This is a genomic window from Euzebya pacifica (assembly GCF_003344865.1).
Taxonomy (GTDB): domain Bacteria; phylum Actinomycetota; class Nitriliruptoria; order Euzebyales; family Euzebyaceae; genus Euzebya; species Euzebya pacifica.
The window spans coordinates 4,860,139-4,872,956 of the sequence record NZ_CP031165.1 but is presented as its reverse complement, the minus strand read 5'-3'; the positions used below and the strand labels follow the sequence as shown (position 1 = coordinate 4,872,956).

The window sequence follows — 12,818 nt, the reverse complement described above, 5'->3', positions numbered from 1 at the left end:
CGGATGGTAGAACTGTGGTCGTGATCAACATCGGCCGCATCCCGACCAAGTGGGCCCACCTCGACGGTGAACGCGAAGCCCTCATCGACGTCCCCAGCGGGCGACGGATGACCTTCGCCGCGCTCGACGAGTACGTCCGGCGGCTCGCCAACGGGCTTCGCGACGAGCTCGGGCTCGAGCAGGGGGACCGAGTTGCGGTCCTGTCCCGCAACTCCATCGAGTACCAGGCCCTCTACTTCGCCTGCGGCCGGGCCGGGCTGATCACCCAGCCGCTGAACTGGCGGCTGGGTGAGGTCGAGCTGGGGAAGATCCTCGCCGACGGCGATCCCGCCGCGATCGTCGTGGCCGAGGAGTTCCGGGACGTCGCCGAGACCCTTGCCGGCGAGCTCGACATCCCCCACGTCCTGGCCGTCGCCCCCGACGGCAGCGGCAGCCTCGCCGAGCTCGTCGCCCGCGCCGGCGACCACGAGCCCCCGTGGGCCGACGGCGTCGGGGAGGACGACCCCCTCTTCATCCTCTACACCGGAGGCACCACCGGACGGTCCAAGGGCGCGCTGCACTCCCACCGCAGCGCCTGGATGGGCATGCTCAACCAGACCGTCGCCGAGCGGATCGTGCCGACCGACGTCTACATGCTGACCGGGCAGATGTTCCACATCCCCGTGGTGCTGTCGATGAACTACCTGGCGCACGGCTGCCCGGTGGTGCTGATCAACTTCGAGCCTCGCCTGGCCCTGGAGGTCATCCAGCGCGAGCGGGTGTCGGCCTTTCTCGGCATCACCACGATGCTCAGCTGGATGATGGACGTCGAGGACTTCGACGACTTCGACCTGTCCAGCCTGCGCAACATCCAGTACGGCGGCGGACCGATGCCGAGCGCCGTGGTCAAGCGCGCGCTCGAGGCCTTCCCGTGCACCCTCATCCAGGGGTACGGGCAGACGGAGGGCACGACGATGACGTTCCTGTCCCAGGAGGTCCACGCCGACGCGGTCGAGGGCATCAACCCGCACCGGCTGAAGTCCTGCGGTCGGGAGGGGTTTGTCACCGACGTGCGCGTGGTCGGGTTCGACGGCGAGCCGGTCCCGCGGGACGGCGAGACGACCGGTGAGATCATCGTGCGCTCACCCGCGAACATGCTGGGCTACTGGCAGCAGCCGGAGCAGACCGCGCAGACATTGCGCGACGGCTGGATGTGGACCGGCGACATGGCGACGTGGGACGCCGACGGGTTCGTCTACATCGTCGACCGCGCCAAGGACATGATCATCTCGGGCGGCGAGAACATCTACTCGGTGCAGGTCGAGGAGGCGATCAACGCCCATCCCGCCGTGCTGGAGTGCGCCGTCATCGGCGTCCCCGACGACGTGTGGGGCGAGAACGTCCACGCCGTCGTCGTGCTTCGCAAGGGCCACGAGGCCACCGAGCGCGACATCATCGACGCCGCCCGCGAACACCTCGCGTCCTACCAGAAGCCCAAGAGCGTGGAGTTCGTCGACGCGCTGCCCAAGGCGCCGACCGGCAAGATCCTCAAGCGCGAGCTCCGCAAGCAGCACTGGGACGACGCCGGCCGGACGGTGTAGGGGTTTGGGATGCCCGGCGGCGGTGCGTTGGCACCTCTGTGCGTTGGGCACACGAACGGTGTGTGCGTTCGGCGTCGGCTCTGGCTGCCCATGTCGCGCAGCCTTGGCCGACGTGTGGCATGGACGCCGTCAGGGGGTGGGTATGCCGCACGACGCTCCACCCCGGGTGAGTTGAGCTGCCACAGGGGGTGGCCAACGCACACGCACCTCGTCGGCTCGAGGGCTACAGGGCCACTTCGGCGGTGCCGGTGACCACGACGGTGTCGTCGTCGCGGCGCAGCCACACGGTGCAGGTGGCGACGGTGGTGCCGTCCTCCTCCGAGAGGGACTCGACGGTGCCGCCGGCGGTCAGGCGGTCGCCGGCGAAGACGTTCCCGGCCAGGCGGACCTTCAGGTGGCGGATGCACTCGGGGCCGCCGCCGGCCCACGCCATCAGCGCGGTGGCCACGTAACCGACGTTGGTCGGCCCCTGGTTGACCGCACGATCGCCCATGCCCAGCGCCCGGGTGACGTCGGTGTCGAAGTGGATTGGGTTGGGGTCGCGCAGCAGGGCGGCCATGGTCTTGATCTGCTGGCCGTCCACGCCGTCGATGTGCAGCGGGGTGATCGCCTCGCCAACGATCGGGGTCGTCATCACGCCCTCCTCGGGCAGACGTAGGTGTTGCGGAGGGTGGCGGCCGCTTCGCCGTCGTCGCCACGCACCACGAACTCGGTGGCGATCAGGTCGAAGGTGCCGCTGCGGCCCTCCTTGCGGACGACGTCGACGATCGTCGGCTGGACCGCGTAGGTCTCGCCCACCTGCAGCGGGCGGTGCTGGTGCAGGTCCATCTCGCCCAGCATCGGGCCGTCCTCCAACGGGCAGTCGAACAGCTCGAACAGCTCGCCGATGGTGTAGGCGACGGCCCGCACGGTGGCATGGAAGACCATCATCGGGTGCATCGCGCCGTCCTGCGGGGGCGGGGCCAGCATGGCGTCGGCCGCCAGCCATGCCTCGTAGTCCAGCGGCGTCCACGTGCCACCCTCCAGCTCGCGGCCGAGCACCCGGTCGCGCAGCTCCTCCAGCCCGATCACGATGTCAGCCCGATCACGACGAGGTCCCCGCCGTGTCGCCGGCGGTGTCGCCGGCCTTCGAGCCCTTCGCGGTCTGCGGCACCGGCATGCGCTTCATGCCGCTGGTGAACGGCTCGGTGTACGGGGCCAGGTCAGCCATGGCCCGGTCGTAGGCGGCCATCAGCGCGTCCTCGGCGTCGTAGTCGAACGGGTCGACGAGGTTGGGGTTGGCGTCCATCTGCTCGCGGTTGGCCAGCATCCACTCCACCGTCTCGGCGATGCCGTCCCGCAGCGACATCACGTCGCGGTAGCCCAGGTCCTCGCGCAGCCGGGTGGTGTCCAGCACACAGCTCGGGGTGCCCTTGTAGCCGAAGGCGATGACGCCCCAGCCGGGGCTCGGCAGCTCGCCGGGCAACGAGCGGATGCCCAGCGACCCGCCGGCCGCCTCGGCGGTCAGCTCGGCCCACTGCCGGATGCTGACCAGGTCCTCGTCGGCGACGTTGTAGGCCTTGCCGGCCGCCGCGGACGGGTGGTCGATCGCGCAGAGGATCGCGTGGGCGGCGTTGCGTGCACCCGCTCGGGAGTGGATGCCCCGCCCGTCGTCGGACAGGATCATCCACGGCCGACCGTCGAGCACACGGCGGACGACCGTCCACTCCCACGCGTGCGGGTTCCTCGGCCCGTAGACCGTCGGGTAGCGCAGGTAGGTCGCGTCGAACGCCCCGCGGGTGCCGAGCTCGAAGACGGTGTCCTCGGTCCGACGGATCGCCGCCGTGCGGTAGTGGGCGTCGGGGATGTCCTCGGTCGGCACCAACGGGTGGCGATCCTCCCGCACGGGCATGTCCATGCCGGTGGGGAAGTGGAGGTGGGGTTCGACGTAGCCCTCGTAGACCGGTGTGCCGCCCACGGCCAGGAAGTGGTCGCACCTGCCGGCGACGTGCTCGGCCAGCAGCCGGACCCGCCCGTAGGTCGCCACGACCACGTCGAAGCGGCGGCCTCCCAGCGCGTCGGCGATGCCGTCGGCGCTGTAGGGGTCGCCGTGCAGGTGGGGCACGTCGGGTCCGTCGGGCAGCTCGTGGCGGCCCGTGTGGAAGATCGTCGTGTCGAACCCTCGCTCGACCAGCCCGTCGACCAGGGGTGGCCCGGTCGGTCCGGTGCCGCCGATGACCAGTGCGGTCCGTGCGCTCATCGTGGGGTGCTCCTCGTGGGGACGGTCACTGCCCGTCGGCGGGCGACCGCACCGATCATGCGGTGATGGTGGCCAGCAGCGCGCCCTGCTCGACCGCGTCGCCATCGGACAGGCCGATGCCGCCGACGGTGCCGTCGCGGTGGGCCACCACGTGGTTCTCCATCTTCATGGCCTCCAGCACGCAGACGATGTCGCCGGCGGACACCGTGTCGCCGTCGGCCACCGCGTAGGTGACGATCACGCCGGTCATCGGGGCGCGCAGCTCGGGACCGTCGTTGCTGGCCCCGGCGCCCCGACGACCACCGCCGTCACGTCGGCGGCTGCTGGCGGCCTGCACCGCGGCGTTGGCCCGGCCGACCCCGTGCACGGTGACGTGCAGCGGGGCGCCGGAGACGAACAGCTCGACCTCGCGGGCGGTGGTGGTGTGACCGGGGGCGTGCCCGTTGGTCGCCACCGGTTCGGGGTCGGCCGGCTGCCACGGCTCCAGCGTCGACAGGTCCCAGTCGCCCTCGACCGAGGAGGTCGCGTGGCTGGCCGTCACGAAGTCCTCGTGGGCCATCGCGAGGCGGTGGAACGGCAGCGTGGTCGGCACGCCGACGACCGTCATCTCCTCCAGCGCCCGGGCCATGCGGGACACCGCGGTGGCGCGGTCCTCGCCCCACACGATCAGCTTGCCGACCATCGAGTCGTAGGCGCCGCCGATGACGTCACCGGACTCCACACCGCCGTCGAAGCGGATCCACGGGCCCTGCGGCACGGTGATGCGGGTGACCGGGCCGGGGGAGGGCATGAAGTTGGTCGCCGGGTCCTCGGCGTTCAGCCGCACCTCGATGGCGTGGCCGCGCAGCTCGACGTCGTCCTGGGCGATGGTCATGCCGTCGCCCGCGGCGATCCGCAGCTGCTGGTGGACCAGGTCCACGCCGGTCACGAGCTCCGTGACCGGGTGCTCGACCTGCAGGCGGGTGTTCATCTCCAAGAAGTAGTGGCGTTCGGTGCCGTCGGCGTCGCGGTCGACGAGGAACTCACACGTCCCGGCGTTGACGTAGCCCATCTCGCTGGCCACTCGGATGGCTGCGTCGCGCAGGGCCATACGGGTGGCGTCGGCCAGGCCGGGTGCAGGGGCCTCCTCCACCAGCTTCTGGTGGCGACGCTGCAACGAGCAGTCGCGCTCACCCAGGTGGATGACGGTTCCGTCAGCGTCGGCAAGGACCTGCACCTCGACGTGGCGGGGACGCTCCAGGTACCGCTCGACGTAGCACTCGCCACGGCCGAAGGACGCCTCGGCCTCGCGGCGGGCACCTGCCAGCGCCGACTCGACGTCGCCGGGGCCGCGAACGACCTTCATGCCACGACCACCGCCGCCGAACGCCGCCTTGATGGCCAACGGCCAGCCATGTGTCTCGCCGAACGCCCGGACCAGCTCCGGGTCGGTCGTCGGTTCGGTCGTCCCCGGTACGACGGGCACGTCGGCCGCACGGGCGACGGCACGAGCGGTCAGCTTGTCGCCCATGGCCTCGATGGCTTTCGGCGGTGGGCCGATCCAGGCGAATCCGGCGTCGACGACGGCACGGGCGAAGTCGGCGTTCTCCGACAGGAAGCCGTAGCCCGGGTGGATGGCGTCCACCCCCGCCTGCTCGGCGACCGCGAGGATCCGCGGGATGTTGAGATAACTCTCGGCGGGAGGCGTGGGGCCGAGGAGATGGGCCTCGTCGGCCATGCGCACGTGCATGGCGCCGGCGTCGGCCTCGGAGTGGACGGCGACGCTTCGCACGCCCAGCTCCCGACAGGCGCGGGCGACCCGGACGGCGATCTCTCCACGGTTGGCGATCAGCACTGCGTTGAACATGAGGAACCCATCGTAGACCTCGACTGACCGTTCAGTAAACTATATTCCGAATCCCCCCACACGACCGGAGCCGTCATGACCGACCTGTTCGACCCCATCACCGTCGGGACGATCTCGCTGGACCACCGCATGGTCATGCCGCCCCATTCCGGCGGGCGCGGGGCGCTGCTCGGCCGCGACGTGCAGTTCGAACGCTTCTGCGCCTACTGGGTGCAGCGGGTCGAGGCGGGCGTGCAGTGGGTGGGCGGCGCGCCGACGTTCGTGCGCAACCCCCTCGTGCCCGGGTTCGAGCCGACCGGCGTGGGTGCGATGGCTGACGGCACCTTCCGCCAGTCCGGCTACGTCGAGCGGCTGGCCGAGTACTCGCGCAGGTTGCACACGGCAGGCGGCTGGTCCACGGTCCAGATGGTCCTGCAGGGCGGCCTCCCCACCGCACCGTCGGCCACCCTCAGCGGCCACCGCGACCACCAGGTGCCGCATGCCCTCGACCTCGACGAAATGTCCTGGCTGGTGAGGGAGTACGGCGAATCCGCGGCCCTGGCCGCCGACGGCGATGCCGATGTGATCGAGCTGCACGCCAACCACGACGACGTGCTGCAGTGGTTCCTCTCGCCCCGGACGAATCGTCGCACCGATGCCTACGGCGGATCGCCGGAGAACCGGCGCCGGCTGCTCCGCGAGGTGGTCGAGGCCATTCGCGCCCGCATCGCCCGGCCCATCACCGTCGGTCTGCGCCTGTGCGTCGACGAGATGATCGAGGGCGGCTACGGGCTGGAGGAGTGCCAGCAGCTGCTCGCGGCCTTCACCGCCGAGGGCACGGTGGACTACTTCAGCCTCGACGTCGGCAACAACTGGGGTGCCCCCAGCTACGTCGCGCCCAACACCTACGGCCCGGCGCAGTGGGCGGCCCTGTGCGCCGAGGCCGGGACGGCCACGGACCTGCCGATCCTCTACGCCGGCCGCGTCGGGGACGTCGCCACCGCCCGACAGGTCATCGCCGACGGCCACGCCGACCTGGTCGGGGTGGTCCGTGCCCTCATCGCCGAACCGCGCCTGCTGGAGCTCGCCAAGCAGGGGGAGGAGGGGAACGCCCGTCCGTGCATCGGCGTCCAGGACTGCCTCAGTCGCAGGGTCGTGGAGCACCTGCCGTTCGCGTGCGCGGTCAACCCCCACGTCGGCCGCGAGCACGAGGGTCCGCTGCCGCGCGTGGAGCAGGCCCGGTCGATCCTCGTCATCGGCGGAGGGCCGGCGGGAACGGAGGTGGCGGCCCTCGCCGCCGAACGCGGGCACCGAGTCCAGCTGTGGGAGCGCGACGACCACCTGGGCGGGCAGCTTGCCGTGGCCGCCCGGGCGCGGATGAACGCGCCGTACGCCGACTGGATCGGCTGGCAGGCGCGGCGTCTGGACGCGCTCGGCGTGGAGGTCCGGTTCGGCGTCGATGCCGACGAGACGGCCGTCCTCGAGGAGGGCACCGACGTCGTGGTCGTGGCCACCGGCGCCTCGCCCCGCCTGCCCGATGCCGACGGGCTGGACCAACCACACGTGCTGACCGCCGTCGACGTCCTGCAGGGCGCAGGGGTGGGCCATCGCGTCGTGGTGATCGCCGAGGACGACCGGCCCGTGCCCCTGGCCGTGGCCGACCACCTGGCCGGCGCCGGGCACGCGGTCACCGTGGTCCACGGCTCCCCCGACCCGTCACCGCTGACCAACAAGTACACGATCGGCGGGATCCTGGCCCGGCTGGACGCCGAGGGTGGCCGGCTGGTGCCCCACGCCCGGTTGGTCGCCGTCGATGGCCCCACGGTCCACCTCGCCAACGTGTACTCCGGACGGCCGTTCCAGCTCGACGACGTCAACACGGTCGTCCTCGCGTGCGGCGCCGTGCCACGGGCTGGTCTCCACACGGCACTTCGTGGGAGGGTGTCGTCGTTGCACCTCCTCGGCGATGCGTTCGCGCCCCGCCGGCTGGTCGCGGCCACCCGTCAGGCCTTCGCCCTCGTGGCCGGGCTCGACTGACCGGGCTCGACTGACTGGACTTGACTGAACGGTTCGGCCCGGTGTTCGATGTCGCCAACCTGTTTACCGACTAGTAGGTAAGTACGCTGTTGCTCGAGCAGGTAGCACCTCACCTCCACATCCCCAGGAGCCCGCCATGCGTGAAGCCGTGATCGTCGACGTCCTCAGGACCCCCATCGGGAAGGGCAAGCCCGGCGGCGCCCTGTCCGGCTGGCACCCCGTCGACCTGCTTGCCGAGGTCCTGTCCGGGCTTGTCGAGCGCACCGGCATCGACCCGGGCATCGTCGACGACGTCATCACCGGCTGCGTCTCCCAGTCCGGCGAGCAGTCCTTCAACGTCGGCCGCAACGCCGTCCTGGGTGCTGGGTTCCCCGAACACGTCCCTGCCACCTCGATCGACCGCCAGTGCGGGTCGTCCCAGCAGGCGCTGCACTTCGCCGCCCAGGGTGTGCAGTCCGGCGCCTACGACGTGGCCATCGCCTGTGGCGTGGAGGTCATGTCGCGTGTGCCGATGTTCTCCTCCGCCCAGGGCAAGGACTCCTTCGGCACCAAGGTCGCCGACCGCTACGCCGAGCGCGGCGGGCTGGTCAACCAGGGCATCAGCGCCGAGATGATCGCCGCCAAGTGGGGCCTGACCCGCGCCGACCTGGACAACTTGGCCACCGAGTCCCACCGCCGCGCCAACGAGGCAACCAAGGACGGCCGCTTCGAGAACGAGCTGCTGCAGGTCGCCGTCAACCGTGGCGAGGGTCCGACCGGCGAGAAGATGACCGCCGACGAGGGCATCCGTCCCAGCACCAGCCCCGAGTCGCTGGCCAGCCTCAAGCCCGCCTTCCACAGCGACGAGCTGGCCGAGACCTATCCCGACCTGAACTGGGTCGTGCACGCCGGTGGGGCCTCCCAGATCTCCGACGGCGCCGCCGCCGTGCTGGTCATGTCCCGCGAGAAGGCCGACGAGCTGGGCCTGACCCCTCGCGCCGTCATCCGCGAGGTCGCCGTCGTCGGCGATGACCCCGTGCTGATGCTCACCGGCGTCATCCCCGCCACCAAGAAGGTCCTCGAGCGGGCCGGCATGACCATCGACGACATCGACGCCTTCGAGGTCAACGAGGCCTTCGCCCCGGTCGTGCTGGCCTGGCAGGCCGAGACCGGCGCGGACATGGCCAAGGTGAACATCAACGGCGGGGCCATGGCCAACGGCCACCCGCTGGGTGCGTCCGGCGCCAAGCTGATGACCACCCTGATCAACGTGCTCGAGCAGACCGGCGGCCGCTTCGGCCTGCAGACGATGTGCGAGGGCGGCGGCATGGCCAACGCCACGATCATCGAGCGCCTGGGCTAGGCCAACCTCGACCGCAGGGTTCCAGAGCCGACGTCGAACAGAAGAGGGCCAGACGTGGAGTACCGCGAGGTGTGCACCGGTGGCGACCTGATCATCAGGGGCGCCACCCTCGACCCCGACCGCACGGCGATCGTCTTCCCCGACGACCGCCGGACCTACCAGCAGCTGCTGGACGGATCGGTGGCGGCCGCGCGGTCGCTCCACGGACTCGGCGTCCGGGCGGGCGACCGGGTCGGCGTGCTGATGCCCAACTCCCTGGACTACCTCGAGGTCTGGTTCGGCACCCTCCTCCTCGGCGCCGTCCTGGTGCCGATCAACAGCCGGTTCCGGTCACGTGAGCTGCGCCACGTCGTACCCGACGCCGACATCGCGGTGCTGGCCGTGGCCGACGAGGAGGGCGTGATCGCGTTCACCGAACGGGTCACCCACGCCTTCCCCGCGCTCGCCGAGCAGACCGGCGCCGCCGACGGGGCACCGTTGTCCCTGACCGAGGCCCCCGCGCTGCGCCACGTGGTGGACCTCTCCTCCACCGGGGCGACGGGATTCCTGCCGGCCAAGCGTTTCGAGGCGGCCGGCGCTGACGTCACCGAGGCCGTGGTCGAGCACGAGGCCGCCCGCGTGGCCCTGCGCGACCCGGCGACGATCTTCTACACCTCCGGCACGACGTCGCTGCCCAAGGGCTGTGTGCTCAGCCACGAGGCGATGGTTCGCCAGGGACAGGAGACCGCCGTACGCATGGACGTGCGCCGCGGCGACGTCATGTTCAGCCCGCTGCCGATGTTCCACAGCGCCTGCTCGCAACCGCTGTTCGCCATGCTCTGGTCGGTCGGGACCTACTGCAACATGCAGGCCTTCGACGCCGCGGTGGGCCTGCGGATGATCGCCGAGGAGCAGGCGACCGTCCTGTACACCGCGTTCCCGCCGATCACCGACGGGCTGGTCGACCACCCCGACTTCGACCCCGAGCCCTTCCGCCGGGTCCGCAGCGTCTTCACCGTCGCACCGCCCACGCAGCTCCGCGAGCTGGAGGGCAAGCTGCCCGGGACGAAGGTCGTCACCGCCTTCGGCATGACCGAGGTCGCCGGATCCATCGCCATGGCCGACCCGCACGACCCCTTCGAGCTGCGCATGCGACCCGGCAGGCCGTTGCGCGGTGCCGAGGTCGAGGTCCGGACCATCGGCGACAACCAGCCGGCCCCGGCGGGGGTGGAGGGCGAGATCGTCTGCCGTGGCACCACGTTGTTCTCCCACTACCACGGGCTGGAGGAGAAGACGGCGGAGGTGATGGACGACGAGGGCTGGTTCCACACCGGCGACCTGGGCGTCATCACCGTCGACGGCCTGCTGGAGTTCCGCGGTCGGCTGAAGGACATGCTCAAGATCGGCGGCGAGAACGTCGCCGCGATCGAGATCGAGTCCCACCTGATCGCCCACCCCGACGTGCAGATGGCTGCCGTCGTCGGCCTGCCCGACGACCGGCTCGGGGAGGTCGCCGTGGCCTACCTCGAGATCCGTCCCGGCTCCGGGCTGACCGAGCAGGACATCATCGACTGGTGCCGCGACGAGATCGCCAGCTTCAAGATCCCCCGCCACGTCGCCTTCATCGAGGAGTGGCCGATGTCGGCCACCAAGATCCGCAAGGTCGACCTGCGGGATCGGGCCGTCGAGGACTTCGCCGGTCGCGCACCCCTCACCTGATCGGGTCGTGGCCGGCTCGGTCGGCGTGGCGTGGTCGGCGGAACCGACCAGCGCTTGACCGGCGGGCAGCGCTCGCCCTACTATCACTTACCAAACAGTCGGTAGAATCACCGGCAACCATCGAACACTCGCGAGGAAGCCGCCATGTCGTCCGCCTACTTCCAGGGCCCCTGGGTGCCCGCCGCCGATCGGGCGCTCGTCACCGGTGGCAGCTCCGGGATCGGGCGTGACATCGCGCTGATGCTGGCCGGCGCCGGGGTCGAGGTGTTCGTCGTCGGCCGTCGGATGGAACGGCTCGAGGCCGTGGCTGCCGAGTCCGACGGGTCGATCACCCCGCTCGCCGCCGACATCCGTGACGCCGACGCCGTCGACGCGGCCTTCACCGCCGCCGAGGCCGAGGGCGGACCGGTCCCGCTGCTGGTCAACGCCGCCAGCGGCGCCTTCCTCGCGGCGGCCGAGGACATCAGCCCGGGCGGGTTCGCCGCGGTCGTCGGCTCCAGCCTGAACGGCCCCTTCCAGGTGCTCCGCCGCTGGGCGCAGCCGTTGCTCGGGGCCGGCACCCCCGGCGCAGCCATGATGGTCTCCAGCGCCCTGGCCGAACGCGAGGTTCCAGGCGCCGCCCACTCCAGCGCCGCCAAGGCCGGCCTGGAGGCACTCATCCGCTCCCTCGCCGTGGAGTGGGGACCCAGGGGCCTGCGCATCAACTCCCTCGCCCCCGGCGCCTTCTCCACCGAGGGAGCCGACGCCGGCATGTGGAGCTTCGGACCGGTCCACGATGCGGCCCTGGACAACATCCCGCTCGGCCGGTTCGGCGCGTCCGACGAGCTGCTCGGCCCGGCGGCGTTCCTGCTCAGCCGAGCAGCCGGATACGTGACCGGTGCAACCGTCGTGGTAGACGGAGGCTGGCATCTTTCTCCCCACCCCTTCGGGTCGGTGTTCCCGCCCCGTGGCTGATCGACGACCGGAGACTTGTTATGGGTGACGTGCACTGGCGAGAGCTGTACCGCGAGGTCGTGGAGCCCGGGTTGTGCACCGGTTGCGCCGCCTGCGTCATGGTCTGCCCCCGGGACGTCCTCGGCTACACCGAGGACTACTGGCCGGTGCAGATCGGCGAGGGGATGGAGAAGGACCAGTGCGTCATCGGTGACCGCGGCTGCGACATCTGCACCCGCGCGTGTCCCCGGTTCCGCAACTGGGAGACCGACATCGACGAGGTGTTGTTCGGCCAGCCCCGCGAACCCGACCAGGTCTACGGCCACGTCCGCTCGATCCTGCTGACCCGTGCCACGGAGAAGACCGTGCACGAGCAGGGCCAGGACGGCGGGCTCGTGTCCACCCTCCTCATCTGGGGGCTGGAGAACGAGATGATCGACGGCGCGCTGACGTCGGCGATCACGGAGACGCGCGGACCGTTCGACTCCGAACCCGCCCTCGTCACCGACCGCGAGGGCGTGCTGGCCACAGCTGGGTCGCGCTACACCTACTCCGCCAACCCGCTGGCGATGAAGCAGGCCGACGAGCAGAAGCTCAAGCAGATCGCGCTGGTCGGCATGTCCTGCCAGGCGTCGATCAACGGCACGGTCGAGACGTACGGGGTGAACAAGTACAAGCGCAAGATCGCCCTGACGATCGGCCTGCTGTGCTCCAAGACCTTCACCTACGAGGGGCAGAAGCTGGTCCTGGCCAACCACGACATCGACATCAACGACGTCGTGAAGGTCAACATCAAGGGCCGCTACATGGTGTGGCTGCGGGACGGCTCGTACCACGAGCTGCCGCTCAAGGAGTTCCACCCCTACACCCGCGAGGGCTGCAAGAAGTGCCCGGACTTCGCGGCCGAGCACGCCGACATCTCCACCGGCGGGATCGGCGCGGACGACAACTGGACGCTGACCCTCATCCGCACCGCCCGCGGGGAGGAGTGGATGAAGGGCGTCATCGACGCCGGCCTGATCGAGGCGCGTCCCGGTGAGGAGGACCCGGTGGCGATGAACCTGCTGACCAAGCTGTCGACGGTGTCCCGCAAGCGCTGGCCCACCGACGACCTGGTCGGCGACGCCCGTCGTCCCGGCCTGCTGCCCATCATCTCGACGTGAG

Annotated in this window: 10 protein-coding genes; 6 read left to right on the top strand and 4 right to left on the bottom strand. The window is 70.7% G+C overall.

Annotation, left to right across the window (positions count from 1 at the left end; genetic code table 11):
- The first annotated feature begins 20 nt into the window (after window positions 1-20).
- Window positions 21-1,580 (top strand): AMP-binding protein, encoded by a 1,560-nt coding sequence (locus DVS28_RS20985; RefSeq protein WP_174236216.1) that lies wholly within the window; start codon window positions 21-23, stop codon window positions 1,578-1,580.
- Window positions 1,581-1,803: 223 nt separating this feature from the next.
- Here DVS28_RS20985 and DVS28_RS20980 read toward each other — a convergent pair whose 3' ends face one another.
- The 4 genes from DVS28_RS20980 to DVS28_RS20965 are packed head-to-tail and all read right to left on the bottom strand — an operon-like array spanning window position 1,804 to window position 5,665.
- On the bottom strand, window positions 1,804-2,214 hold the full coding sequence (locus DVS28_RS20980) for a MaoC/PaaZ C-terminal domain-containing protein (protein WP_114593205.1): 411 nt from the start codon (window positions 2,212-2,214) through the stop codon (window positions 1,804-1,806).
- Entirely contained in the window at window positions 2,214-2,651 is a 438-nt protein-coding gene (locus DVS28_RS20975) for an FAS1-like dehydratase domain-containing protein (protein ID WP_114593204.1), read from the bottom strand. The genes DVS28_RS20980 and DVS28_RS20975 overlap by 1 nt, the downstream gene beginning before the upstream one ends.
- Window positions 2,652-2,664: 13 nt before the next feature.
- Window positions 2,665-3,819, bottom strand: coding sequence for an NAD-dependent epimerase/dehydratase family protein (locus DVS28_RS20970; RefSeq protein WP_114593203.1), 1,155 nt, complete (start codon window positions 3,817-3,819; stop codon window positions 2,665-2,667).
- A 55-nt stretch (window positions 3,820-3,874) separates the two neighbouring features.
- Window positions 3,875-5,665, bottom strand: coding sequence for an acetyl/propionyl/methylcrotonyl-CoA carboxylase subunit alpha (locus tag DVS28_RS20965; RefSeq protein WP_114593202.1), 1,791 nt, complete (start codon window positions 5,663-5,665; stop codon window positions 3,875-3,877).
- A 75-nt stretch (window positions 5,666-5,740) separates the two neighbouring features.
- Here DVS28_RS20965 and DVS28_RS20960 point away from each other — a divergent pair, with 75 nt between their 5' ends.
- The 5 genes from DVS28_RS20960 (at window position 5,741) to DVS28_RS20940 (ending at window position 12,817) form a co-directional block, all read left to right on the top strand.
- Window positions 5,741-7,681 (top strand): oxidoreductase, encoded by a 1,941-nt coding sequence (locus DVS28_RS20960; protein ID WP_114593201.1) that lies wholly within the window; start codon window positions 5,741-5,743, stop codon window positions 7,679-7,681.
- A 136-nt stretch (window positions 7,682-7,817) separates the two neighbouring features.
- Window positions 7,818-9,023, top strand: coding sequence for a thiolase family protein (locus DVS28_RS20955; protein WP_114593200.1), 1,206 nt, complete (start codon window positions 7,818-7,820; stop codon window positions 9,021-9,023).
- Window positions 9,024-9,077: 54 nt separating this feature from the next.
- Entirely contained in the window at window positions 9,078-10,721 is a 1,644-nt protein-coding gene (locus DVS28_RS20950; protein WP_114593199.1) for a class I adenylate-forming enzyme family protein, read from the top strand.
- 144 nt (window positions 10,722-10,865) lie between these two features.
- Window positions 10,866-11,675 carry an SDR family oxidoreductase gene (locus DVS28_RS20945; protein ID WP_114593198.1) on the top strand — a complete coding sequence of 270 codons (810 nt, stop codon included), beginning with the start codon at window positions 10,866-10,868 and terminating at the stop codon, window positions 11,673-11,675.
- Between the two features lie 20 nt (window positions 11,676-11,695).
- On the top strand, window positions 11,696-12,817 hold the full coding sequence (locus DVS28_RS20940; protein WP_114593197.1) for a Coenzyme F420 hydrogenase/dehydrogenase, beta subunit C-terminal domain: 1,122 nt from the start codon (window positions 11,696-11,698) through the stop codon (window positions 12,815-12,817).
- Window position 12,818 lies beyond the last annotated feature (1 nt).